The 23394-nt window shown below is 67.9% G+C and carries 24 protein-coding genes; 12 read left to right on the top strand and 12 right to left on the bottom strand.

The window, feature by feature from the left end:
• Positions 1-990: a glycosyltransferase family 9 protein gene (locus tag ABZX86_RS08820; RefSeq protein WP_355121549.1), complete on the bottom strand. Its 990-nt coding sequence runs from the start codon at positions 988-990 to the stop codon at positions 1-3.
• 203 nt (positions 991-1193) lie between these two features.
• Here ABZX86_RS08820 and ABZX86_RS08815 point away from each other — a divergent pair, with 203 nt between their 5' ends.
• The gene (locus ABZX86_RS08815) at positions 1194-1544 is read left to right on the top strand and encodes a hypothetical protein (protein ID WP_355121547.1); all 351 of its coding nucleotides are present in this window, start codon (positions 1194-1196) and stop codon (positions 1542-1544) included.
• 88 nt (positions 1545-1632) lie between these two features.
• Here the strand turns inward: ABZX86_RS08815 and ABZX86_RS08810 are convergent, their stop codons facing one another.
• Both ABZX86_RS08810 and ABZX86_RS08805 read right to left on the bottom strand, forming a co-directional pair.
• Entirely contained in the window at positions 1633-2331 is a 699-nt protein-coding gene (locus ABZX86_RS08810) for an SGNH/GDSL hydrolase family protein (RefSeq protein WP_355121545.1), read from the bottom strand.
• Positions 2328-3923: an MFS transporter gene (locus ABZX86_RS08805; protein ID WP_355121543.1), complete on the bottom strand. Its 1596-nt coding sequence runs from the start codon at positions 3921-3923 to the stop codon at positions 2328-2330. The genes ABZX86_RS08810 and ABZX86_RS08805 overlap by 4 nt, the downstream gene beginning before the upstream one ends.
• A 118-nt stretch (positions 3924-4041) precedes the next feature.
• On the opposite strand from ABZX86_RS08805, the gene ABZX86_RS08800 reads away from it, so the two are divergent.
• The gene (locus ABZX86_RS08800; protein ID WP_355121542.1) at positions 4042-4671 is read left to right on the top strand and encodes a TetR/AcrR family transcriptional regulator; all 630 of its coding nucleotides are present in this window, start codon (positions 4042-4044) and stop codon (positions 4669-4671) included.
• 96 nt (positions 4672-4767) lie between these two features.
• Here the strand turns inward: ABZX86_RS08800 and ABZX86_RS08795 are convergent, their stop codons facing one another.
• The 4 genes from ABZX86_RS08795 to ABZX86_RS08780 form a co-directional block, all read right to left on the bottom strand.
• Positions 4768-5103, bottom strand: coding sequence for a YnfA family protein (locus tag ABZX86_RS08795; RefSeq protein ID WP_327139656.1), 336 nt, complete (start codon positions 5101-5103; stop codon positions 4768-4770).
• A gap of 59 nt (positions 5104-5162) precedes the next feature.
• Entirely contained in the window at positions 5163-6380 is a 1218-nt protein-coding gene (locus tag ABZX86_RS08790) for a Dyp-type peroxidase (protein ID WP_355121540.1), read from the bottom strand.
• Positions 6373-6942 carry a copper chaperone PCu(A)C gene (locus tag ABZX86_RS08785; protein ID WP_355121538.1) on the bottom strand — a complete coding sequence of 190 codons (570 nt, stop codon included), beginning with the start codon at positions 6940-6942 and terminating at the stop codon, positions 6373-6375. Before ABZX86_RS08785 ends, ABZX86_RS08790 begins: the two co-directional genes overlap by 8 nt.
• A gap of 333 nt (positions 6943-7275) precedes the next feature.
• Positions 7276-7827, bottom strand: coding sequence for a hypothetical protein (locus ABZX86_RS08780; RefSeq protein WP_355121536.1), 552 nt, complete (start codon positions 7825-7827; stop codon positions 7276-7278).
• A 109-nt stretch (positions 7828-7936) separates the two neighbouring features.
• Here ABZX86_RS08780 and ABZX86_RS08775 point away from each other — a divergent pair, with 109 nt between their 5' ends.
• The 3 genes from ABZX86_RS08775 to ABZX86_RS08765 all read left to right on the top strand — a co-directional run bounded on the left by ABZX86_RS08775 (position 7937) and on the right by ABZX86_RS08765 (position 12357).
• Positions 7937-8626: a response regulator transcription factor gene (locus tag ABZX86_RS08775; RefSeq protein WP_355121534.1), complete on the top strand. Its 690-nt coding sequence runs from the start codon at positions 7937-7939 to the stop codon at positions 8624-8626.
• A gap of 320 nt (positions 8627-8946) precedes the next feature.
• Positions 8947-9969, top strand: a complete 1023-nt coding sequence (locus ABZX86_RS08770) for a HAMP domain-containing sensor histidine kinase (protein WP_355122577.1) — start codon at positions 8947-8949, stop codon at positions 9967-9969.
• A gap of 1086 nt (positions 9970-11055) precedes the next feature.
• Complete coding sequence (locus ABZX86_RS08765) at positions 11056-12357, top strand: DUF4173 domain-containing protein (protein WP_355121532.1); 1302 nt, start codon at positions 11056-11058, stop codon at positions 12355-12357.
• A gap of 28 nt (positions 12358-12385) precedes the next feature.
• Here the strand turns inward: ABZX86_RS08765 and ABZX86_RS08760 are convergent, their stop codons facing one another.
• Both ABZX86_RS08760 and ABZX86_RS08755 read right to left on the bottom strand, forming a co-directional pair.
• Complete coding sequence (locus tag ABZX86_RS08760) at positions 12386-12739, bottom strand: DUF1801 domain-containing protein (RefSeq protein WP_355121530.1); 354 nt, start codon at positions 12737-12739, stop codon at positions 12386-12388.
• Positions 12740-12833: 94 nt separating this feature from the next.
• Positions 12834-13733: a TIGR03619 family F420-dependent LLM class oxidoreductase gene (locus ABZX86_RS08755; protein ID WP_355121528.1), complete on the bottom strand. Its 900-nt coding sequence runs from the start codon at positions 13731-13733 to the stop codon at positions 12834-12836.
• 63 nt (positions 13734-13796) lie between these two features.
• Here ABZX86_RS08755 and ABZX86_RS08750 point away from each other — a divergent pair, with 63 nt between their 5' ends.
• From ABZX86_RS08750 to ABZX86_RS08730, 5 genes are all read left to right on the top strand, one after another.
• On the top strand, positions 13797-14354 hold the full coding sequence (locus tag ABZX86_RS08750; protein ID WP_355121526.1) for a sugar O-acetyltransferase: 558 nt from the start codon (positions 13797-13799) through the stop codon (positions 14352-14354).
• Positions 14355-14531: 177 nt separating this feature from the next.
• On the top strand, positions 14532-16490 hold the full coding sequence (locus ABZX86_RS08745) for a CocE/NonD family hydrolase (RefSeq protein WP_355121524.1): 1959 nt from the start codon (positions 14532-14534) through the stop codon (positions 16488-16490).
• Between the two features lie 359 nt (positions 16491-16849).
• Positions 16850-17716, top strand: coding sequence for an NAD(P)H-binding protein (locus tag ABZX86_RS08740; protein ID WP_355121522.1), 867 nt, complete (start codon positions 16850-16852; stop codon positions 17714-17716).
• A gap of 104 nt (positions 17717-17820) precedes the next feature.
• The gene (locus tag ABZX86_RS08735) at positions 17821-18615 is read left to right on the top strand and encodes a helix-turn-helix transcriptional regulator (protein WP_355121520.1); all 795 of its coding nucleotides are present in this window, start codon (positions 17821-17823) and stop codon (positions 18613-18615) included.
• 312 nt (positions 18616-18927) lie between these two features.
• Positions 18928-19821 (top strand): fructosamine kinase family protein, encoded by an 894-nt coding sequence (locus ABZX86_RS08730; protein ID WP_355121518.1) that lies wholly within the window; start codon positions 18928-18930, stop codon positions 19819-19821.
• A gap of 13 nt (positions 19822-19834) precedes the next feature.
• On the opposite strand, the gene ABZX86_RS08725 is transcribed toward ABZX86_RS08730, so the two are convergent.
• Entirely contained in the window at positions 19835-20296 is a 462-nt protein-coding gene (locus tag ABZX86_RS08725; protein ID WP_355122575.1) for a phage tail protein, read from the bottom strand.
• A 287-nt stretch (positions 20297-20583) separates the two neighbouring features.
• On the opposite strand from ABZX86_RS08725, the gene ABZX86_RS08720 reads away from it, so the two are divergent.
• Entirely contained in the window at positions 20584-20970 is a 387-nt protein-coding gene (locus tag ABZX86_RS08720) for a VOC family protein (RefSeq protein WP_355121516.1), read from the top strand.
• A 205-nt stretch (positions 20971-21175) separates the two neighbouring features.
• Entirely contained in the window at positions 21176-21667 is a 492-nt protein-coding gene (locus tag ABZX86_RS08715) for a peptidylprolyl isomerase (protein WP_327139642.1), read from the top strand.
• 87 nt (positions 21668-21754) lie between these two features.
• On the opposite strand, the gene ABZX86_RS08710 is transcribed toward ABZX86_RS08715, so the two are convergent.
• Together ABZX86_RS08710 and ABZX86_RS08705 are read right to left on the bottom strand one after the other, a co-directional pair.
• Positions 21755-22249 carry a phosphoribosyltransferase gene (locus tag ABZX86_RS08710; RefSeq protein ID WP_355121514.1) on the bottom strand — a complete coding sequence of 165 codons (495 nt, stop codon included), beginning with the start codon at positions 22247-22249 and terminating at the stop codon, positions 21755-21757.
• Between the two features lie 223 nt (positions 22250-22472).
• On the bottom strand, positions 22473-23183 hold the full coding sequence (locus ABZX86_RS08705; RefSeq protein WP_355121512.1) for a metal-dependent hydrolase: 711 nt from the start codon (positions 23181-23183) through the stop codon (positions 22473-22475).
• Between the last annotated feature and the right edge of the window lie 211 nt (positions 23184-23394).

Genomic DNA, 23394 nt, shown 5'->3' with positions numbered 1-23394 from the left:
TCAGCCCACGCGCCGATAGGCCTGCTGCCCACGGCGATCCATGCCCGTGCCGGGCCAGGGGCGCTTGCGCAACTGTTTGTCGATGGCATTGACAACCTCGGGCACGTCGATCTTCAGCAGGCCCGGGTCCGGCGTGTCGCCCTGCGGATCGCCGATCTGCCCGGCCCAGAGCACGGCATGGCGACCCAATAGGTGGGGTGGCGGACCGCTGCGGCTGGGCGGGGTGGGACCGAACAGCAGCACCGTGCGGGTGCCGAAAGCCGTTGCGAGATGGGCTACCCCGGTGTCCCCGCACACCACGAGGGCGGCCTCGGCGACGGTGGCGGCCAATTCGATGAGGTTCTGCTGACCCGCGAGCACCCGGGCCGGGGCCAATCCGGCACGGGCCGCGACACCGAGGGCGATATCGCGTTCGGTCTCGTCCCCGGTGAGGACGACATCGCGACCCTGCACCAGCAGATGCCGCACCACCGCCGCGAACCGGTCCGGCGGCCAGCGGCGTGCGGGTGCCCCCGCGCCGATGTGCACGACCACGCAGTCGCGGTGGCTGGTGCTCGCGACCGGCGGCACCAGGCCCAGATTGCGGCGGTCGGCGCTGATGCCCGCGGTTTCCAGCAGATAGCACCAGCGGTCCACGTCATGCATCTCGGCGGGCCAGTCCGGTCCGTCCAGATCGGGGAAGGCGGGATTGCGATAGGTCAGAATCTGTTCGGGCCGTGTGCGATTGAGTTCCACAATGCTCTCGGCGGTGGCGCTGTGCAGATTGACCACGAGTGCGGGCGGCGCACCGTCCCAGCGGATCGCGGCCGGATCGGTGGTCGGCACCATCTCGTCGACGGAGGCGATCAGGTCCACAATGGGTTTGAGCCGGTGCGGTGCGGCGAGCGCGATATGGTCCCCGGGCCGGGCCCGGCGCAGTGCGCGTAGCGCGGGGACCGCGGTGAGAAGATCACCCAGTCCGTGTGCCCGCAGCACGAGTACAACCGCCACCTGCTTCTCCTACCCGGTTACTGCCCGCAACGGGAAACTCTCCCTTCGACACAGAGAGTCACTGGAGGTGGACTACCCGGCCCGCGGGGGCGTGAAACTCGTTCGCGGGTAGGTCGTGAGACACATTCGTACCGCCCATCAGCTGCCTTTTCCGGTACTACCGCCTGTCGTTGACGAGTGCCGATCAACTACGGTGTGCAGTCATGGACTTCGTCTACAACCTGGTCGTCGTAGCGCATCTGCTGGGTATGGCGGCAGTGGTCGGCGGATATATCGCCGCCCAGCCGCGCGTCTCGGAACTGATGGTGTGGGGCGCGCGCGCCCAGCTCGTCACCGGCATCATTCTGGTCGGCATGGCCGAGTCGATCGACTCGCTCGACAAGGACTTGAATATGCCGAAGGTCATCACCAAACTGGTGGTGGCGGTGCTGGTCGCGGGCTTCGCCGAAGTGGGCCGCGCCGATGCCAAGCGCGGCAAGGCGTTGCCGTGGATGACACATGCGGCCGGTGGCCTGGCGATTCTGAATGTTTTCATCGCCACGCTCTGGCACTGAAGAACTGGCACTGAGCAACTCGCCGAAACCATTGCCGCACAGGGTGCCCCATTGCACCCTGTGCGGTTCTGTCTGAGCGGGGCCGGGCCTACTCGCCGTCCGGTCCCGAGTCCGCGTGGCGGGCCAGCGATTTCGCGAGCTCGGCGGCGACGATGGCCTGACCCGCCATGGTCAGGTGAATACGGTCGGCGCTGAGCCAGTCCGGGCGCAGGCGGGCGGGGTGCCCCCAGAATTCGACGAGAATGCCGTCGTGGCGGGCCGCGGTCCGGCGCACGGCCTCGGCGAAGGCGGCGAAGCGGGGGCGCAGCGGTTGCAGCGGACCGGTGAAGGCATCGGCGAGGGTGAACAGGGCCAGGCGCGCGCCGGTGGCGGTCGCCTCCCCGCACAGCCGGTCCAGATCCTGTTCCACGGCACCGAGATCGGCTTCGCGGCGCATGAGGTCATTGCCGCCGCCATTGACGAACACCAGATCCGGATGGAATTCGTGCAGGGCGGCAAGCTGTTCCGCGCGGATCTCGCCGAGGGTCGCGCCCGTGCGGCCGGTGTTGAGGTAGCGGGTTTCCGGATGTGCCGCGCGCAGCCAGCCGGCCAGGCGATCGGCCCAGGGCAGCATGGCGAATCCGATGGCGGGATCACCGGTACCCGCGGCGATGGAATCACCGATCACGGCGAAGCGCCGCCACGGCACCGGGCGCAGCAGTTCGCGGGCCGCGGTGTCGGACAGCAGCATCGGGTCCTCGAAGACGGCCGGGTCGTCCTTGCGGGTGCGCAGGTCGTAACTGGTCATAGGTTTGCCTCCTCGGCACGGGCGGGCAGGGCGGCGAGTGCGGCGGCGACCACGGCGATGACCGCGCAGACGGCGAACAGCGTATGGAACGCGGTGAGCGGATTGCCGGGGTGTGCGGCGAAGACGGCGGCCAGTACGCCGACACCGAGCGCACCACCGGACTGCCGGGCGGTGAGGTTCATGCCGACGCCTGCGGCGAAGCGTTGCGGTGGCAGCGATCTCGCGGCGGCGGTGCCCAGCACGGTGATGACTATTCCGAGGCCGCCACCGCCCAGAATGCCGGCGGGCACCCACGCTCTCCAGAGTGCGGGCGTGGCGTTCCAGACATCGGTGCTCATATAGAGGGTGGACGCGGCGAACATGAGCGCCCCGGCGACGCCCAGCCAGCGCTGTACGTTCTCGGGGGCGCGGCCGGCGGGGATCGCGGTCACCATGGAGGCGATGGCCCCGATGGTCATCAGGCCCGCGGACTGCAGCACCGAGTAGTGCCACACATTCGCCAGCCACAGCGGTCCGGCCAGCAGCCACGCGAACATGCTCGCGCCGAACACGAATGCCACGGCATTGACCAGCGCGTACCGGTGACTGCGCCACAGGGTGACGGCAATGGCCGGTCGTGGATGCCGCCGCGAGCGCCACAGGGCCAGGGCCAGCAGCGCCAGTCCGCCGATGCCGCAGGCGAGCGTGCGCCAGGAATCCCAGCCCCACTGCTGCCCCTGCGTCACCGCGGCCACCACACCGCCGATGCCGAGCCCGGTGGCGGCGGTGCCGATCAGATCGGGCAGTCCGTCGGAGTGTCCGCTCTCGCGGACGGTGAGGGTGAGTCCGAGCGCGATCAGCACTACCGCGATCGGCACATTGATGACGAAAACCGAACGCCAGCCGAACCATTCGACCAGCGCCCCGCCGGCGGCCGGTCCGACCGTCGCGGCGAATCCGCCGGCCGCGGTCCACGCGGCCATGGCCACACCGATGCGCTGGGGCGGGGTGAGGCTCAGGACCAGGCTCAGACCGGCGGGAATGAGGAAAGCGGCGGTGGCGCCCTGCAGGAAGCGCCCGGTGATGAGCCAGTCCGCTCCCGGGGCGAGTGCGCACAGCAGTGAGGTCAGGGCGAATCCGCCCAGGGCGCCGAGGAATACGCGCCGCCGCCCCAGTGCGTCGGCCAGGCGTCCGGCGGGGGTGAGCAGTGCGGCGAAGGCCACCGCGTATCCGCTGACCACCCAGGTGAGGGTGGCCGGTGCGGTGTGCGGGTAGTCGCGGCCGATGGCGGGGAAGCCGATATTGACGACCGAAAGATCCAGGAAGGCAACAAATGCCGCACCGCATGCCACCAGCAGGGCACGCTTGGTCGATCGGTCGGCGGGCGCTGCGGAGGTAGCCGGTGGCGGTGATGTGGACGGCAGTACTGCTGATGAGGGTGGCGGCGCTGCGGGCCGAGGCGGGGATGCGGGCTGCGGTGGGGATGCGGGCTGCGGTGCGAAGCGCGGCGCAGGCGTGGTGTGCGGTTCGGCAGTGGTGGCAGGTGTGCCTGGAATGCCGGAACCGGTGGCGTGTGGCGGCACGGCGGGCGGCCGCGCGGAGAGGTCTGTCATGTCGAGGCTTTCGAGCGGAGGTGACAAGCCGGAAGGAAACTGTACGCACGATCGTTCGTATTGTTGAAAAGTACGACCGATCGTGCGTTTTCGCAACAGATAATGCGAGACTGGAAGAATGTCCGAGCCGATGCACACTGCTGAGCAGCAGGTTTCCGATCAGCGCCTACTCAAGGGCGCTCGCGCTCGTGCCAGCATCGCCCGGCATGCCGCCGATGTGGCCTCGGTGGAGGGCCTGACGGGATTGAGCCTGGGCCGGCTGGCGACCGATCTCGGGGTCAGCAAGAGCGGTGTGGCCACGCTCTTCGGCACCAAGGAGAATCTGCAACTGGCCGCCGTCGAATCGGCGCGTCAGGTCTTCATCGACCATGTGGTGCGCCCGGCGCTGTCCGAGCCGAAGGGCATCGCGCGCCTGCGGTCCTTCATCGCGCACTGGTTCGCGTATATCGATGAGCCGGTGCTACCGGGCGGTTGCTTCCGGGTTGCGGGTCTGTCGGAATTCGACAGCCGCCCCGGTCCGGTGCGGGATGCGCTGTCAGCAGACCGGTCGGATTGGTTTGCGCTGCTGGAGAAGGAGATTCGGCGCGCGCAGGAGGAAGGCTATGCGGGTGTGCACGATCCGCACGCACTGGCCTTCCAGCTCGATGCGCTGGTTTCCGCGGCCAATACCGCCGCCCGGCTCGGCGACGAGAGCGCCATCTCGACCGCGCGGACTCTCGTCGACGCGCTGATCGGGGCGAATGCGTAATCGCCTCTGCGCGTGCAATTCTGCACGCACTGCCTCAGGCCGCGCCGCACCCCGTTGTGCATCGGATGCGCGAATGCACCGAGGCCACAGCCGGTTTCACGTTGAACGGGGCCCGTACATGATGAGCGCGACACCGGCCAGGCACACCAGCGCACCGGACACATCCCAGCGATCGGGCCGGAAGCCGTCGAATGCCATGCCCCACAGCAGCGATCCCGCCACGAACACGCCACCGTAGGCGGCGAGGATACGGCCGAAGCTCGCATCGGGCTGCAGGGTTGCCACGAACCCGTACAACCCCAGCGCGATGACTCCGGCGCCCATCCACTCCCAGCCGCGATGTTCGCGGACGCCCTGCCAGATGAGCCAGGCCCCGCCGATCTCCGCGACGGCGGCCAGTGCGAACAGCACGATCGAACGCAGCACGGTCATGCTGGTCACCCTAGAACCCGGCCGGGCCGCCCCTCATGGAAGGTCCGGCCGGGTCGGGGTCACCGGTCGAACAATTGCTGTCCCAGGTATCCGCCGGGCGCCGGCACGCCGGGCGGGAGGACGAAGACAGCCGAACCGACCGGTGTGGTCCATTGATTGAGCGCGTCGAACTCCGCGAGTCGCTGCTGCACCGGCAGGTATTGCGCATCGACATCGCGTTGACAGGACACGAACAGCAGACCCGAATTCGACACCTGGCCGGGCGCGGGCGCTTCGTCGTAGTTGTAACCACGACGCAGGAACCGCTCACCCTCGTGCGTGTGGTGGGCACGCGCGATATGCGAGGACGGCGGGATGACCGGAATGCCGTACTTGTCGACAGCGGCGAAATCCGGTTCATCGAATTCCTGTGTGCCCGAGAGCGGTGCGCCGTTCGCATCGCGGCGGCCCAGGGTGATGGCCCGGCCGTCGGCATCGAGCTCGTCCCAGGTGTCCAGCTTCATGGCAATGCGCCGCAGCACCAGCGAGGTACCGCCTGCCAGCCACTGCTGCCGGGCGCCGTCATCCCAGACCAGGCGATCGAAATCGACTGTGCGCGGGGCGATATTGACCGTCCCGTCGATCTGCCCGAGCAGATTGCGCATGGTCTGCCCCTTGGCCGCATTGCGGAAGCCGCGCTGCACCCACCGCACCTGCACCAGCGATTTCACATGCTTGGACAGCACGCGCACCGCATGCGACACCGTGGTGGTCTCCTCGGCGCAGATCTGCAGCAGCAGGTCCGCACCGGTGTAGGCCGGGTCGAGGCGGTCGATGGTGAAGGGCGGCAATTGTTTGAGCCAGCTCGGGCGCCGGTCCTCGAGTCCGGCGACCGTGAACAGCTCCGGTCCGAACCCGACTGTCACCGTGAGCCGGGCGGGGCGCTGGGCCAGCTCCGGTTCGGTATCGGCGAGTGCGGGCTTGCCCTGGGTCAGGCGTGCGGCATCGTCGGTCCAGATCCTCAGCACGCCGATGATGTCCTCGCGCCCGACACCCGGCTTCAGATCGAAGCCGACGAAGGCCGCCGCACCCGGAGGTTCGGTTTCGATGCCCGCCTGGTGCTGGCCGTAGAACGGGACGGTCTCGAGTGCGGGATCGGCATGATGTTCGCGATGGGTGAGAGTGGCCGCACCCCAGCCGATTCCGGCCGCACCCGCGGCTCCGGCGACGGCGGCGCCCCCGCCCAGCAGGCGCCGCCTGCTGAGCCGGGAGGGATGCGGTGTGGTCGGCTCAGCCACCGTGCGCGGGGCTCTCGGCGCCGCTGGTAGGGGCGGCGTAGTTCTCCTGACCGCCCGCGAAGTCACGCACCTGCGCGGTGACGGTCGTGGTGGAACCGTCGGAGAACACCAGCGTGATCCGGGTGTCGGAGCCGGTGCGCAGCGGCTGCTTCAGATCCATGAACATCAGGTGCTCGGCGCCGGGCTCGAGCGTGGCCGATCCGTGCGCGGGAATGGTGAGCCCACCCTCCTTGGGGCGCATGGTCTTATCGCCGCCGACGCCGTCGGTGACGACCTCGTGGATCTCCACCCGCGCCGAGGCCGGGCTGGAGGCGGCGACCAATTGCACCGGGTTGTCACCGGCATTGCTGAGCGTGCCGAACGCGGCGGACATACCGCTGTCGGCGGCTTTGATCCACTGATCGCTCATGGTCACTTTGTCCGCGGCCTTGGCGGTCGAGGTGGAGCCGGAATCGGAGGAACAGGCGACGGGGAAGACAGCGAGCGCCGAGACGGCGGCGACGGCCGTGAGGCGGCGCAGTACGCGGGGAGCGCGCAGGGGGCGCAGAACTGATGCGGACACGAAGAATCTCCGATCGATGAGGGGGAGGCAGCAGAACCCCGGACCGTGGTGTCGGCGGCCGCGAATCCGGTGTGCCGGATTCGACGTCAGTGCGACACAGGGACAGCGCAGCGACACAGCGGCAGTGCAACCGCACAGTGGCAGCGCACACACGACGTGAGACGCACTGGTCGACCTGGCGAATCAGTTCGACGCGGCGAATCAGTCGGTCGTGATCGCGGACAAGGCAACTCGCGCCGAACGCACCGGGCCGAATGCGAACACCGGTGGACGCGCAGGCGAAATGTGCCGATCTCGCGACCGTATGGCGTGCCTACCGCCAGCGCGGAGCTGTTACGCCGGTACGGGGTGAAGGAACGGGAGTGCGAACGCGGGTGGCCCGCGCCGCCCGATTCCAGGGCTGACCAGCAGCCGCCGCAGTACCGCCCGATCATCGGGAGTAGTCGTCCGGGCAGTGTGCGCGGGTGGTTCCGGCGCGATGCCCAGCGCCACGATGAATCGCCGCACACTCGTCACGGCCCGCCGCATTCCGGCCTCGGCGGCCCGAATGACCATGGCGCCGAACGGAATCGCCACCAGATGCGCCATCAGCATGATCGGCGAGGCCGCGTGATGATGATGCTCGGGCGACGTGGACAGCGCGATATGCCCGATGGCCTGTCCCGCGGCCAGCATGCCCATGAGCCAGATCAGCCCGTAGCGCGGCCGCAGCGAGGCGACAACCACGCCGACCAACCCGCACGCCGCGAACAGCAGCGCCAGCGACGATCCCGCGGGCGCGGCATTCCCGCCACCGAGTCCGTGCGCTCCGAGGGCCACGGCTCCGGAGGCTGCGCCGACGGCGGCACCACGCAGGCGCGCGGTGTGATCCGTCGGTGATTGCACCCGGTCATGCTAATGCGCGGCCGGTGCGCGCCGGCGTTCAGCCCGGTCTCCACAAGATCTTCACAAGCGGTGCGAACCATCTCCACGCGCACTGCCTAGTGTCACCAGCATGGAAATCAGCCAGCAGGGCAGTGCGCGGCGGATTCTGGTGGTGGAGGACGAACCGACCATCGCCGAATCCATTGCCGCCCGCCTGCGCGCCGAGGGCTTCACCGTCGATCTGGCTCATGACGGTCCCGCCGGTGTCGCGGCCGCCGAGAAGCTGCACCCGGATCTGGTGGTCCTGGACATCATGCTGCCGGGTTTCGACGGCCTCGAGGTATGCCGCCGCATCCAGGCCCGCCGTCCCGTGCCGGTGCTCATGCTCACCGCGCGCACCGATGAGACCGACATGCTGATCGGTTTGGGTGTCGGCGCCGACGACTATCTGACCAAGCCGTTCTCCATGCGAGTGCTCACCGCTCGCATTCACGCCCTGCTGCGCCGTGTCGAACGCACCGCCGCTCCCGGCGCGACCATCATCGTGGGCGATCTGCGCATCGATGTCGATCAGCGCCGGGTCTGGCGCGCCGATGCCGAAACCCAGCTCACCCCACTGGAATTCGAGCTCCTGGTGCATCTGGCCCGCCGACCGCGCGCCGTGCTGGCCCGCGACCGGCTGCTCTCGGAGGTCTGGGGATGGGCCGACGCCTCCGGCACCCGAGCCGTCGACAGTCACATCAAGGCGCTGCGCCGCAAACTCGGCGCCGACCTCATCCGCACCGTGCACGGCGTCGGTTACGCCCTGGAGGCGAGATGAGCCCGCAACCCTCCGCACCCGAGTCGCCTGCGCCGGACGGTGAGCTACCTGCCGCTGAGGGCACGCCGCCTCCCGGAGCTGAGGACACGCCGTCTCCGGGATCCGACGCCGCTGACCGACCGGAAGCCCCGGCGGCTCCACCCGGTGCCTGGGCTGCCGATTGTGCGGCGCGCTCAACCGATACAGGGGTGCCCGCGCCCGACGGTGCGTTGGTTACGCCCGATCGTGAGGTGCCCGCAACCGGCAGTGGGCCGCGCGCAACCGATGGTGGGGCGTCGGCAACGGTGTCCGGATCGGCGAGGGAGCCTGCGGTGCGTCGGATGGAGCTGGTGCGGGCGGCGGGCAATCGTCTCGCCGCGCGGTTGCCCCGGCCGCTGGATCGGGTGCGGTCGATCAAGATGAAGCTGGCCATTCTCATGCTGGGGTCGGGGGCGGTGGCGTTCGGGTTCTTCGCCTCGCGCATCGGGTGGCTGCCCCCGCGCACCACCGTGGCCGCGATGCTGATCGCCCTGGTGACTTCGCAGGTGCTCGCACACGGTATGACGCTGCCGCTGCGGGAGATGACCGCGGCGGCCAAACGTATGGCGCAGGGCGATTATTCGCGGCGGGTGCGGGCCACCTCCCATGACGAAGTGGGTCAGCTGGCGGAGGCGTTCAATCAGATGGCCGCCGATCTGGGGGCCGCCGATCAGCAGCGCCGCGATTTCATCGCCAATGTGTCGCACGAATTGCGCACGCCCATCACGGCATTGGGTGCGGTGCTGGAGAACCTGGTGGACGGTGTCGCGGAACCGGACCCGGCCACGCTGCGCACCGCGCTCGCGCAAACCGAACGTCTGAGCCTGCTGATTTCTGAGCTGCTGGCCCTGTCCAGCATCGAAGCCGGCGCCGTGCGGCTGTACCTGGAGCACCTGCCGGTGGACCTGCTGCTGAAAGAGGTTGTCGCCGAAGCCGAAGTCATGGCCGCCGCCATCGACCGCCCCGTCCGCTTCATTATCGCGGCCACCCCCGGCCTGACCGTCCGCGCCGATCGCGCCCGCCTGCACCAGGTCCTGCTCAACCTCCTCGACAATGCCACCCGCCACGGCCCCGCCCACGGCGAAGTCCGCCTCACCGCCCACACCCTGCGCTCGCACACCGTCCTCGAAGTCCACGACGACGGCCCCGGCATCCCCATCCCCGAACGCGCCCGCATCTTCGAACGCTTCACCCGGGGCGGCGGCAGCGGCGGCGGCACCGGCCTGGGCCTGGCCATTGCCCGCTGGATAGTCGAACTCCACGGCGGCACCATCGCCGTCACCGCCCCCGGCTCCCGAATCCGCGTCACCCTCCCCAACACCTAACTCCTCCGCTCCGGCAACAGCCGCCCCGATCTCACACCTCCCGGCCGCCCCAGGCCGCCGGGCCACTCCCGCACGCCTACCGAAGGATCACCCATGCCCGAAAACCCCATCCCCACACCCGACCCCGAAACCCCGCCCACCCACCAAGTCCCCGCCCCCCAACCCCCCAATGACCCGGCCCCTGCGGCCCCACGTCTCTCCCCAACGCTCGAGGAGAGACCCGACCCCACCGAACCACCCACCGCATCGAGACCGCCCGAGACGCTTCCGCCTGGCGAACCGAGAACCGGCCGAACAGGGCCGAACGTAGTTGCATCGCCCGACCTCTCGGCCCCCGGAACTCAACTGCACGGTGGAGCGCGACCCGGCCCGGTCGAGGTGCCCCGGATGAATGAATCCGACTCTGCCAGCGTTGAATTCGAGGCTGCCGCGACGCCAGGTCTGAGGGATGCCGACATTTCCGAGAGTGGCGGTGAGTCGACGGCGAGTGGGTCTGTTCCGCTATCGGAGGCAATTCAGCCTCCCGGATCGAGATCGGCATCGGTCTGGTCGGCGAGCCCGCCGCCGGGGTGGGTGGCAGAGATAACGATCGGAGGTGAGGCGCTTGCGCCGGTCGGAGGGCCGGGGTCAGCTCTTCCGGAATTTCCGAAACGTACTGTGCCGCTGCGGCTTCCACCGAGGTCGGCGATTGTTCCGATGCCTCGTGGGACGTTGCTTGCGGTCGGCGGGGCGGGGGTGGCCGCCGCTGTGCTGGTGCCACTGGATCGGCCGGGGATCGGGTGGGTGCTGGCGGGGTGTGTGACTGCTGGCGCGGTGTGGGTGGTGGATCGGGTCGGGCGGCGGGATGCGGCTGCTGAGGCTCGGGAAACCGCAGGTGGCATTACTGCGACGACGGCGGATGCGGCGACAGCGGGCTTGGGGGCTGTCTCGGGTGCGGCTGAGGGTGGAGATCCGCCGGTCGTGGCGTCCGGGTCTCGGAAAACTGCTGGTGGCACCCCCTCGGTGCAGTCGGGTGCGGGTTCAGCGGCGGCCTCGGGGCGTGCCGCCGCTGGGATGCCTGATTCCGATTTCGCACACGCAGTGCGTATGCGTCTGGTGAATGTGGTCTCGTCGCGGATGTGGTGGGGTGCGCTGGCGTTGGGGTTGCTGGGGGTCGGTGTGTTTCGGGCTGCGCCTTGGTTGTTCGTGTTGTGCGTGCTCGGGGCGGGGGTGGCCGGATCGTTTGCCGCGGTGGGGCGGCGGTCGGTGTTCGGGGTGTTCTTCGACATGGTGGCGGTGCCCTGGTCTGCGGTGATGTCGGTGCCGTGGCTGTATCGGGGAGTGGGTCGCGGGACGGGGAGTCGGCGGGTGGGGGCTCGGGTGTGGTGGTCGGTCGCGGCGACCTTGGCGCTGCTGCTGGTGTTCGTGCCGCTGCTGGTGGGGGCTGATCCGGTGTTCGCGCGATTGGTCGATGCCGTGGTGCCGGCGCTGGATACCGCGCTGCTGGTGCAGTGGGGATTCGTATGCACGATCGCGGGCTTGGGGGTTGCGGGGGCACTGTATGTGCTGGCGGGTCCGCCTCCGGCGGCCGACGGGCCGTCGCGAGTGACCGGCTGGATGGATCTGGTGATTGCCGGCGGTGCGGCGGCTGTGCAGGAGCGAGGCACGGAATCGGTTGCGGCGCCGCGTATTCGGCGACTGTCGCGGACCGAATGGGGTTTGCCGATGGGTGCGCTGACCGTCTTGTTCATGGTGTTCGTCAGCACGCAGCTGGCGGTCATGTTCGGTGGCGACGGGTATGTGCAGCGGACGGCGGACCTGACCTATGCGGAGTACGCGCGCAGTGGGTTCTGGGAGCTGTCGATGGTCAGCATGCTGACGCTCGCGGTGATCGCGGTGGTGCAGCGGTGGGCGGCGCAGCAGTCGGCGGGGGATCGGCTGTGGCTGCGGGTGGGAGTGAGCGCGGTGAGTGTGCTGACGCTGGTGATCGTGGCGTCCGCGCTGCATCGCATGTGGACCTACCAGCAGGCGTACGGATTCACGGTGCTGCGACTGCTGGTGGAGGTGTTCGAACTGTGGATCGGCCTGGTCTACCTGCTGGTCCTGGCCAGCCTGGTGCGATTGCGCCGGGAATGGGTGCCCCGGGCAGCGGCGGGCGCCGCGCTGGCCACCCTGCTGGTGCTGGCGGTGGTGAATCCGGAACACCTGGTGGCCGACCGCAATATCGATCGCTGGCAGGCGGGCAAAACCCTCGACTCCGAGTACCTCGGCAGACTCTCGACCGATATCCTGCCCGCCCTCGACCGCTTGCCCGCAGCGCAGCGCGAGGAGATCGCGAGGGATGTGCGCGCCGGGCTCGACCGCGATACCTGGCAGGGCTGGAACCTGTCCCGATCGTCCGCCCGCTGACGCCCCGCGGTCATGTGAGCAATTCGGCTCAGTGGCGCGCGCTGCGTTCGGTGAGCAGCGTGGCCGTCCGCCCGATGAGGTCGTAGGGAATCGGCTTGTCCAGTGCGAACTTCAATGTCCCCCGCCCGGAGCGATACGGCGCGATGGCCTGCTCGTACGCGGCATCGCCCTCGGGCACCGGGTACATGCTGATGTGCTTCTTCCACCCGGCGAAGTACATCACCGGGTGGGTGCCCACCTGCATGGTCGGAATCTGATAGCTGATGGTCTCGGTGCAGTCCGGTAGCGCCGCACGGATGGTCGCGCGCACCTGCCGCAATATCTGCTGCACCGCCTCGGGGAAGTCGGCGATGTACTCATCGACGGTCGAAGTCTCCGACATCACTGCCACCTTCCGCGCTCGGCCCCGGGTACACAGCATTCACCTCTGACGGTACCGGTGGCGCTCAGCCGGTACCCGGGTAACCGCGCAGAGTTCACCCGCGCAATCGTCCGAGCAATTCGGTGGCGGCGGCGAGCATCCCGTCCACCGAATCGGTGAGGTACATGAGCTCGACGAACACATCGTCGAATCCGGTCTCGGCGACGACCTGTTCGATGGTGTCCGCCACCTGCGCTACCGAGCTGCCGGCCGCGACATTCACCCGCAGAATCGTGTGAATGCCCTCCGGGTCGCGTCCCGCGGCCACCGCGGCCTTGTCGATGATCGCGCGCATCTGCAGCAATCGCGCACCCCACCCCGGCGGCCCGGGCACCGGAACCACCGGCAGCCAGCCCTCGGCCCGCTGCCCGATTCGCGCCAGCCCTGCCGCACTGAACGCGCCCAGATAGATCGGCGGCCGCGGCCGCTGCGCGGTCTGCAATTCACTGCGATGCTCGCGCACCGAGACGAAACGCCCCTCGTGCCCGGCCGGATCAGTGGTCCAGATGGCTTCCAGGGCATCGAGAGTCTCATCCAGGCGCGCCCCGCGATGGGTGAAGGGCACCCCGGCCGCCTCGTATTCCTCCGGCGACCAACCGATCCCGAAGCCGGGCACCAACCGCCCGCCGCTCACCACATCCAGGGTGGTCAGCGAGCGCGCCAGCAGTGCGGGCCGATACAGCGGTGCGATAAGCACATTCGTGCCCAGCCGCACCCGGTCGGTGACCGCGGCCGCGAGCGCGAGCACCAGGAACGGATCGAGAATCGCATTGAATTCGTCCGGAATGGTGTCCTTGCCGCCGTATCCGACCGTCGGGTTCGTCGCGGCTATGAGCCGATCCCCGACCCAGAGACTGTCCGCCCCGGCCTGTTCCACCGCCGCCGCGTAGCGCATCACCTGATCGCCCTGGGAGGCCTGAGTACCGAACTGGGGGAGCGAGAATCCGATCTTCACTTCACCGTTGATACCAGACGCCGCGCTGCCCTCGCACAGTCCGGCATTCGGCAGGATGGAGGCGTGGGAGAACACAAGGATCGCATGCTGCGCGGCGAGCTCTACCGCGACAGCGACCCCGAACTCGTCGCCGAACGCCGCCACTGCCAGGAGTTGCTGGACGCATTCAATGCCACCGGTGCAGGGCAGGAGCAGCAGCGGCACGCCCTGCTCACCGATCTGCTGGGGGCGATCGGGGAGGGCTCCTGGATCATGCCGCGCTTCCAGTGCGATTACGGGCATCTGATCCGGCTGGGGGACAACAGCTTCCTCAACTACGACGCCATCGTGCTCGATTGCGCGCCGGTGACCATCGGCGATGACGTGTCCATCGGCCCGCGTGCGCAACTGCTCACCGCACTGCATCCGATGGCGGACCACGAACTGCGCAGGCAACGCTGGGAGAGCGCCGCGCCCATCGTGATCGGTGACAATGTGTGGCTCGGCGGCGGGGTGATCGTCTGCCCGGGAGTCAGCATCGGGTCGAATATGGTGGTCGGTGCGGGCAGTGTGGTGACTCGTGATCTGCCGGAACGGGTGTTCGCCGCGGGCAATCCGGCGCGGGTGATTCGCGCGCTCTGACCGTGAGCTGCGGGTTGCGAGAATCTCTGTCCCGCAACGCCTTGGGTGTTGGTCGATTGCACAATCGGGCAGCAGGAATTCGGACGCGCTGCCGTAGTGACAGCGCCGCGGAAATCCCTTACCGTCTGAGACAATGGGCTCGCATGCTGGTGAGCCACCTCGGCAAAGGAGCCGAACATGTCGCCTTCGCAGGAATCCGCCTCCGCTTCGGCCGCACTGGGCGCACCCGGCGCCGCACTGCCGCCCAACGCGCGCTTCAAACTCGGACCGGCCCGCTACCCCCGGATTCAGGTGGATCGGGGGATCGGAATCCGTTTGAGCGACGGCACAATTCTCTCCGCCGACATCACCCGGCCCGCCGATCGGCACGGCAGGGCCGTCACCGAGGGACTGCCCGCGGTCATCACCCTGAGCCCGTACAACAAGACCTTGATGACGCGCGCCAACCCGCTGATCAACCTGGTGTCGGCGCTGGGCCCGCTGGTCTACCGCGCGGTCCCGCCGTCAGCACACGGGCGTGCCGGCGGCCGGGAAATGCTGCGCGCACTCGGCGGCGGCGCGCTGGAATCGATCCGCGCCAACCGAACCCTCATCTCCCGCGGCTACGTCCACGTCGCGGTGGATGTGCGCGGCACCGGAACCTCCACCGGCCGACTGGAACTCATGTCCGCGCGGGAACAGCGCGATCACCTGGAAGTCCTGGAGTGGGTGCGCACTCAGCCCTGGTGCAATGGCGACCTCGCCATGACCGGCATCTCCTACCTCGCCATCACCGCCCTGCAAACCGCCGGACACCGCCCCGAGGGCCTGAAAGCGGTTTTCGCACTGGTCGGTTCGGAGGACCCCACCCGCGACATCATGCTCACCGGCGGCACCCAGTCCACCTTCAATCTGGCCTGGATCGCCGCCGTCAACGGCACCAAATGGCTGCCCTCGGTGCCTGGACTGGTGAAAACCGGTGCCGTCGGCCAGTTTCTGCGCGATCGCCTCGCCAGCCCCTTCACCCGGCTGCCCGACGTCGCCGGAGCACTGCTGTCCGATCAGCACCATCAGCACTTCTACGACGACGAAGCCACCGACCGGCGACCGCGGCTGGAGAATTTCACCGCCGCCACATGGATCCACGCCGGTTGGCACGACGTCTTCGTCCGCTCCGCACCCGGCCTGCATCAGCGACTCCGACTGCCCGCCGGCGCAGCACAACTCGTGGTCGAGGACAGCTATCACGTCGGCCCCGGCACCGGATTCGGCTCCGCCGACCACCCGCAGCGCCTCGACGAACTGCAGTGCGCCTTCTTCGACCGCTGGGTCAAAGGCATCGACAACGGGATAGACGAATACGGGCCCGTCACCGTCCGCCAGCTCGGCGGCGGCTGGGTCAGCCGCGACACCTTCCCGCACCCCGACGCCCGCGTACACCAGTGGTACCTGTCCGCCGTGCCCAGCGGCGCGGCCGCACACGCCGCCGCCGACGGCTCCCTGACCGACACGCCCGACCGCTATCCGGGCCGAATTCGCCTGCCGCGCAAGCGACCCGGCATCACCTCCCAGACCAGCAGCTGGATCCTGATGGGCCTGCCCACCCTGCTCGGCCGCGACTGGGCCGTCGACGACCGCGCACACGAAGCGGCGACAGTCACCTTCACCAGCGCGCCCCTCCCCGAAGACCTGCTGCTGTCCGGCCCCCTCAACCTGCGCCTGCGGGTGATCGCCAGCGGCACCGACGCCTTCTGGGCGGTCACCATCTGCGATGTCTCCCCGGACGGTTCCTCCGCGGTCATCGCCCGCGGCGCCCTGCGCTCCAGCCGCCGCGCCGTGGACGAGGGCACAAGCCATTACGTCGACGGCCAACTCCTGACCGCAGACCACCCGCTGACCGCCGCCACCGTCCTCCCCGTCCAGCCCGGCACCCCGCACAACCTCGACATAGACATCACCCCCACCGAAGCCGTTCTGCACGAGGGCCACCGCCTGCGAGTAGCCATAGCCCGCACCAGCTGGCCCCGCTACTTCCTCACCCCGGTCGTCTCCCGACACATCAAAGACCAGGCCATAGTCCTGGACCCCCGCCACCCCAGCCTCCTGACCTTCCTCGCCGCCCCCGCCACCCTCGAGGAACCACCCGCCTCGGCATAACAAGCACCCCCGCCGTGCACCCCAATCGCCAACACCACCGACCTCATCGCCGAGAGGGCTCTGGTGGAGGCGACACGCCGCACAGCGCCACCATCAGAGCCCTCTCGATGAAGCCGGGTCGGCCCTCGCTGATGTGCGTGCCTGTTCCTCGGTGACGTGGCCCCGGCCGAGGTCCCGCCGTTCCTGCGGAAGGACGGAGTGATGCGGTCGTGAGGTTCGGCGCGACGATGACCCGCACACATCTGAGGTGACCGCAGCCGAGGCGAGGTCGCCGCGCGCGGTGGGGCGGCATGCCGACCGATTGTGCGGCGGCGGTGAAAGGGCCTGTGGCGCAAGGGTGCGGGCCGTACCGTTGGATGATGGAACCGGTACTCGTCACCGGTGCCGCCGGGGGACGGCAGGGCTCGACCGGGCGGCACCTCACAGCGCAACTCCTCGGGCGCGGCATCCCCGTGCGCGCCCTCGTGCACACCGATGACGAGCGGGCCGTAGTGCTGCGCGCACTCGGCGCGAACGTCCTGGTCGGAGATCTTCGCGATATCGCGTTCACCCGCGCGGCCATGGACGGGGTGCGTGCCGCCTACTTCACCTACCCGGTCATCGACGGACTGCTCGATGCCGCAGGCGCTTTCGCCGTCTGTGCCCGCGAAGCCCGGATCGAGCGGGTGGTCGCCGTCTCCCAGCTCGCCGCCGGACCGCAGGCGCTCACCCCGCGCATGCGCCAGCACTGGGTGGCCGAACAACTGCTCGATTGGGCGGAGGTCGGCGCAATCCACCTGCGCGCGGCCGTCTTCTACGAAAATCTCGCCCGCATCGCCGATACCGGAGACCCGGCCACCCTCACCCTGCCCATGGGCGCCGCGCACACCGAACTCCCGCTCGTCGCCGCGAGCGATGTGGCCCGCGTGGCGGCGGGCCTGCTCGGCGACCTCGACAGCAAATCCGAGCCGGTCCTGCTGCTCACCGGCGACGTCCAATCCATCGGCGCCGCAGCCCACACCCTCGGCCGCACCTACCGCGATACCGATCCCGAAACCTGGCGCCGCTGGGCCCTCGACGTCTACGGCAGCCCGCATGCCGCCGAACACCTCACCAAACTCTGGGAGATCTTCCGGCTCCTCGGCGAAGGCACCGGGCTCTATCAGGTGACCCCTGCCATCCAGCAGTACGGCGGACACCCGCCGATCACCCTGGCGGACTTCGCCACCCACCGCCCGGGCCACTGAACAGCGGATTCGATTCGCACAGATTCCAAAACAGATCCCGAGGTACTCCGCGCATTACCTGACGGGTAATGGTTTGCGGTGCCGCGGATTCGTACGATCAACGCATGCGTACACAGACTGCCGGCGATCTCCTGCGGCACTGGCGAGTCACCCGCCGACTCAGCCAGCTCGAACTGGCGGGGCGGGCCGAGACCTCCACTCGGCACCTCAGCTTCATCGAGACCGGGCGGGCCACACCCAGCCGGCAGATGGTCCTGCACCTGTCCGACGAGCTGGAAATCCCACTGCGGGAACGCAATCGGATGCTGCTCGCCGCCGGATACGCACCCGTCTACGCCGAACCGGAACTGGATACCCCCGCCATGGAACCGGTGCGCAGCGCCATCCGGCAGATTCTCGCCGGGCACGAACCACATCCGGCGCTGGCCGTCGACGCCGGCTGGAACATGGTCGACGCCAATGCGGGCATCGCACTGTTCCTGGAAGGCGCCGACCCGCGACTGCTGGAAGCGCCCGTCAACGCGCTGCGCCTGAGCCTGCACCCGGACGGACTGGCCGGCCGCATCATCAACCTCGCCGAATGGCGCGGGCACCTCTTCGAGCGGCTGCAACGGCAGATCGACGTCAGCGGCGCACCCGAATTGATCGCGCTACTACAGGAATTGCGCGGCTACCCTGGCGGCGAAGAATCCCCGGGCCTGCCGGACCCGGACCAGGCCGTTGTCCCCATGCGCTACCGCTACGACGGCCACGACCTCGCCTTCATCAGCGTCACCACGGTATTCGGCACACCCATGAACGTCACCGTCGCCGAACTGGCGATCGAAGCCTTCTTCCCCGCCGACGCGGTCACCGCGGCACTGCTTCGCGAGCGCATCGCCATCCGCGCCGACTCCTAGCAGCGTCATGCGCCACCCCGGGGGGTCATGCGCCATCCCGAGGTGCTGTTCGCCCCGCCGGGCCGATGCGTTGCGTCGTGATTTCGGGCTTTGTGACGTGATTCCGGTGTCGGCTGATTCGACAGGGACTGAGCGCAACGCTGTCGATGCGTCGAGATCCGGCCTGAGCGGTCAAAATCCCGGGTAGGGCGGTAATAATTGCCGCCGTCCTTCGATCTTTGACCGCTCAGGCCGGATCTCGACGCGCCCGGATTCACACCGGGCGGCTCAGACCGGAGTCACCTGAGTCGAAGTCCGACACAATGTGTATTCATGGATGTCGCCGCGCGCCTATGCGAACTCACCGGTGTGCCGGTGGGCCGATTGACCAGCCTCGGACGACACCATGCCTGGGCCCTGTACCGCGGCGAACTGGCCGACGGGCGCTCGGTATTCGTGAAGGCGGCTCCGGATGATGCCGAATCTTCCGATCAATCCGATTCGGACGTTGAGTTGTTCACGACCGGGGGAGTGTTCGCGGCAGAAGCGGCCGGCCTGCGCTGGCTGGCCGAAGCCGATGCGGCGATCGTCCCGCCGGTGATCGCCGATGACGATCGCATGCTCGTATTGCCTTGGCTGGCACCGGAATCCGCGTCACCGGCCGCCGCCGCACAGTTCGGCCGCGCGCTGGCGGAATTGCACGGCAGCTCGCCTGCCACCTACGGCGCACCCTGGCCCGGCTTCATTGCCACACTGCCGCTGGACAATTCACCGACCGCGGGGGAGTGGGGGAGCTGGTATGCCGAACGGCGGCTGGCTCCGTACCTTCCGGCCGCCGAGCCACACCTCGGCCGGGACGGTATTCGGCTGATCGAACGGGTCATACAGCGCATCGGCCACCTGTCCGGTCCGCCGGAGCCGCCGAGTCGTATTCACGGGGACCTGTGGTCGGGCAATGTCCACTGGTCCGGTCAGCGTGCGCTGCTGATCGATCCGGCCGGGCACGGCGGGCATCGGGAGACAGATCTGGCCATGCTCGCACTCTTCGGCGCCCCGCACCTCGACCTGATCCTCGCCGCCTACCGGGAGTCCGCACCCCTGGCTTCGGGCTGGCGGCAACGCATTCCGCTGCATCAACTGCATCCGCTGCTGGTGCATGTGGTGCTGTTCGGCGGTTCGTATCGCGGGATGTTGCTGGCGGCCGCGGCCTCGGCGCTCGCTGCTTAGCCGCGGGCCGGGATCAGTATTCGTTCTTGATCACGAAGTAGGAGCCGCGAATCGTTCCGGCCAGCTTCGACTTCTGCCGCGCGAATTTGAACTTCGAGAGCTCCTCGGGGATCTCCATCCCATCGGAGAGCTTGAACCCGACCGCGCGCTTGCCGTCGTCGTCGACCGTGTACATCACGTTGATCGACAGGCCGCTCTCGTAGAAGACGTAGGCGATCTTGATGTTCTCCACCTGGAAGGCCGTCGCCTCGAGCGGGGGAGAGGCGATCACGATGCCGCGTTCCTTCTCGAGGATGGTGTGGATCCACTCGATGGTCGATTTCGCCTTGTCGGCGGGCTCCACTGTGAACACATGGTCGTACTTGTTCTTGAAGTACCGGGCCTCGTTCGCCCGCAGGCCGGCGAGCGCATCCGCGACCGGCGACGATTCCAGTCCGACGGTCGAGACATCGGTGAAATCCACGGCATAAGACATGTCGTATCCCTCGGTCCGTAGGTTCATTTACATCCCTGAACGCATCCGTTCCGACACTACAACCTCGCTACCTGAGCGGTCGGTAACCATCGATGCCTTTCGGCCGGGACCAAGCAGTCGGATATATTTCATGTGAACATGGAAATATGCGCATCTACGCATGTGATGCCCCAGTGTGTCGGGAGAAGTCGCCAACAGAGCTGGGGGTCAGAAAAAGCAGCCTGGGGGAGAGGGGAGCGCCGCCTGGTTGCGGCTGAATGTCGGTGCGGTCGGCTAACGTCTGGCGCGTGGAGCTGCAGCGAATCCATCATGTCGCGGTGATCGCGTCGGATTACGAGAAGTCGAAGGCGTTCTATACCGAGGTGCTCGGGCTGCGGGTGCTGGCCGAGAACTATCGGGCCGAAAGGCGTTCGTACAAGCTGGATCTCGCGCTTCCGGATGGCGGGCAGCTGGAGTTGTTCTCGTTCCCGGATTCGCCGCCGCGGCCGTCGCGCCCGGAGGCGGCCGGGCTGCGGCATCTGGCCTTCGTGGTGGCGGATGTGGGGGAGGCGCTGGCGGAATTGGCAGCTCAGGGCGTTCGGGTGGAGGAGGTGCGGGTTGACGAGTACACGGGGAAGCGGTTCGGATTCTTCGCCGATCCGGACGATCTGCCGCTCGAGTTGTACGAGGCGTGAGGCCGGCGGGACCGCCGCCGAAGGTCTTGCGATTAGTTAATGGAAATATGCGCATCTATACATGTGCTTGCTTTTGAAGAAGCTCCGTGAAGTCACCTATCGCGAAACGTCTTGTCCCACATCAATCACCCTTTCCGCGCCGAGAAGGAAGGGCCGGTGGATGCCGGGCGGTCGCCCGGTTTCGGGCTCCCATACGATGGGCGACATGACCACAGTGCTCCTGAAGACCTCCGCCGGGGATATCACCCTGGAACTCGACGAGGCCAAGGCGCCGAAGACCGTCGCGAACTTCGTCGACTACGTCAAGGCGGGCCACTACACCGATACCGTGTTCCACCGGGTGATCCGCGGTTTCATGGTGCAGGGCGGCGGTATGACCGCCGATATGAAGCAGAAGCCGGCCCCGAACAAGGTGGAGAACGAGGCGAGCAACGGCCTGCGCAACGACAAGTACACCGTTGCGATGGCTCGCACCAGCGATCCGCATTCGGCCAGCGCGCAGTTCTTCATCAACTCCAGCAATAACGACTTCCTGAACTACCCGGGCCAGGATGGCTTCGGCTACACCGTGTTCGGCAAGGTTGTCGACGGCGTTGCCGTCGTCGACGCGATCGAGGGTGTGCGGACCGGCTCCAAGTCCGGCCACCAGGATGTGCCGGTGGACGCCGTCACCATTCTGTCCGCCGAACTGGTCTGACGCTTCTTCCCAGTAGAACGAGAACGCGCCGGGTTCGATGATTCGAACCCGGCGCGTTGCTGTCTCTGTACAGGCGGCAGCCCGGGGTCAGGCGTCGAGGACGCGGACCGCGCGCTTGACGACGGGCGGCCGCACGGACCACGGGAAGTTGATCCAGCGGTCGGTGTGCTTCCACACGTATTCGCAGTTCACCTCCGAGCGCGGCTTCTCGTAGATGACCGCGCAACGCACCTCTGCGACATGGTCTTTGCAGAAGTCGCGTACCAGCTTGAGCGTCGCGCCGGTATCGGCGACATCGTCGGCGACGAGTACGGTCGCGCCGGTGAGGTCCACGGCATTGGGTACCGGCGGCAGCATGACCGGCAGGTCGAGCCGCTGGTCGACGCCGGTGTAGAACTCGACGTTCATGACGTGCAGGTTCTTCACGTCGAGGGCGTAGCCGAGCGAGCCGGCGACGAAGAGTCCGCCGCGCGCGATGGACAGGATCAGGTCGGGTTCGAAGCCGTCGTCGGCGATCTGCTGTGCCAGCTCCCGGCTGGCGTCGCCGAACAGTTCCCAGTCGAGTTCTTCGCGATCGCTCATTCCGCCTCCATCCGTTTCATACACCTGACCAACGGATCATACGAGCACGTCAGGACTGTGCGGTTGGTATCGGCCGAGGGTGGGCGGAACGTCCGGGAATGCGGGCCGCCGCAGGCTCGGGGAGGGCAGGCCGAGGTGTGGATGCGGGCCCGGCGCACTGCGGAGCAGTCCGGGTTTCCGGGGGCGCGGCCCCCGGAATTCCCTTGTCACCCTTGGTGAGTGATCACGGTTGATGGGTGATGGTGTACCAGAGCAGGGCCATGGTGCCGAGTGCGAAGATCGGTACGAGGACGAACGTCTCCATCCAGTTGCCGGTGCGCTCGATTATGGGGATCCGGGTGCGGATGCGCAGCGGCCACAGCAGCCGGCAGCCGCGATCGGTGAGGCAGTCGCCGACCAGGTGCGCGAAGGAGCCCAGACCGACGGAGAAGGGCAGCCAGAGGGGTTTGTCGCTGATCCAGTGGTCGATGGCGAATGTGCCGCAGGTGGCGAGGATTACGACGGTGACCCAGGCTTTGGCGCCGTCGCCGGTGGGTGCGAGATTGAGTGCCCGGATGGCGAGCGCGAGCAGGAAGAAGACCAGTCCCAGCGTGAAGTAGCGGCCGAGCCAGTGTTCACCGGCCCAGGTGCCGTAGGTGACGGCGGCGACGAAGGCGAAGGAGTGCGTCGCATGCCGGTGTCCGCCGGACACTTTCGAGATCACCTTGCAGGCGGCGTGTGAAACCGGCCCCAGCACATGGGAGATGGTGCCGTTGGGGTGGTCGGCGTCGGGCAGCAGGGCCGCGCCGGCGGTGAGGAAGGTACCCATCACGAGGTCGACGGGCCGGATCTGCCCGGATTCTATTGCGGGATAGGTCAAAACGGTGAGCGGTAATGCTGCGGCGGCTGCTGACCAGGCGAGCGCGCCACTAGTTGCATGTGAATGTCCTAGCACCGATTGAAGGTTAGCGGATGGAACTGGGCTTTCGTTCAGGGTGAGGTGCGCCGAGGTGCGTTGAGGGCCAGTCGATCTCGGATCGGTCGTCGAAAGATACTGCGACTGCGAATAATTCGGCTCCGGAGGCCGGGGGAGCAGGCCCCTGGACCGCGCCGATCAACGGTGAAATAGTCTCGGGTGGATTGCGCTTTCCGCTCAGAGAGGAACG

Source organism: Nocardia sp. NPDC006630 (genome assembly GCF_040611495.1).
In the GTDB taxonomy this organism is placed as follows: Bacteria; Actinomycetota; Actinomycetes; order Mycobacteriales; family Mycobacteriaceae; genus Nocardia.
The sequence above is the reverse complement of the archived record's forward strand: the minus strand, read 5'-3'. Positions and strand labels throughout refer to the sequence as shown.

Coding starts and splice junctions, on each gene's coding strand:
- ABZX86_RS08815 (WP_355121547.1), top strand. CDS start 1,194: ATGGACTTCGTCTACAACCTGGTCGTCGTAGCGCATCTGCTGGGTATG.
- ABZX86_RS08810 (WP_355121545.1), bottom strand. CDS start 2,331: ATGACCAGTTACGACCTGCGCACCCGCAAGGACGACCCGGCCGTCTTC.
- ABZX86_RS08805 (WP_355121543.1), bottom strand. CDS start 3,923: ATGACAGACCTCTCCGCGCGGCCGCCCGCCGTGCCGCCACACGCCACC.
- ABZX86_RS08800 (WP_355121542.1), top strand. CDS start 4,042: ATGTCCGAGCCGATGCACACTGCTGAGCAGCAGGTTTCCGATCAGCGC.
- ABZX86_RS08795 (WP_327139656.1), bottom strand. CDS start 5,103: ATGACCGTGCTGCGTTCGATCGTGCTGTTCGCACTGGCCGCCGTCGCG.
- ABZX86_RS08775 (WP_355121534.1), top strand. CDS start 7,937: ATGGAAATCAGCCAGCAGGGCAGTGCGCGGCGGATTCTGGTGGTGGAG.
- ABZX86_RS08770 (WP_355122577.1), top strand. CDS start 8,947: ATGGAGCTGGTGCGGGCGGCGGGCAATCGTCTCGCCGCGCGGTTGCCC.
- ABZX86_RS08765 (WP_355121532.1), top strand. CDS start 11,056: ATGCGTCTGGTGAATGTGGTCTCGTCGCGGATGTGGTGGGGTGCGCTG.
- ABZX86_RS08760 (WP_355121530.1), bottom strand. CDS start 12,739: ATGTCGGAGACTTCGACCGTCGATGAGTACATCGCCGACTTCCCCGAG.
- ABZX86_RS08745 (WP_355121524.1), top strand. CDS start 14,532: ATGTCGCCTTCGCAGGAATCCGCCTCCGCTTCGGCCGCACTGGGCGCA.
- ABZX86_RS08740 (WP_355121522.1), top strand. CDS start 16,850: ATGGAACCGGTACTCGTCACCGGTGCCGCCGGGGGACGGCAGGGCTCG.
- ABZX86_RS08735 (WP_355121520.1), top strand. CDS start 17,821: ATGCGTACACAGACTGCCGGCGATCTCCTGCGGCACTGGCGAGTCACC.
- ABZX86_RS08730 (WP_355121518.1), top strand. CDS start 18,928: ATGGATGTCGCCGCGCGCCTATGCGAACTCACCGGTGTGCCGGTGGGC.
- ABZX86_RS08725 (WP_355122575.1), bottom strand. CDS start 20,296: ATGTCTTATGCCGTGGATTTCACCGATGTCTCGACCGTCGGACTGGAA.
- ABZX86_RS08715 (WP_327139642.1), top strand. CDS start 21,176: ATGACCACAGTGCTCCTGAAGACCTCCGCCGGGGATATCACCCTGGAA.
- ABZX86_RS08710 (WP_355121514.1), bottom strand. CDS start 22,249: ATGAGCGATCGCGAAGAACTCGACTGGGAACTGTTCGGCGACGCCAGC.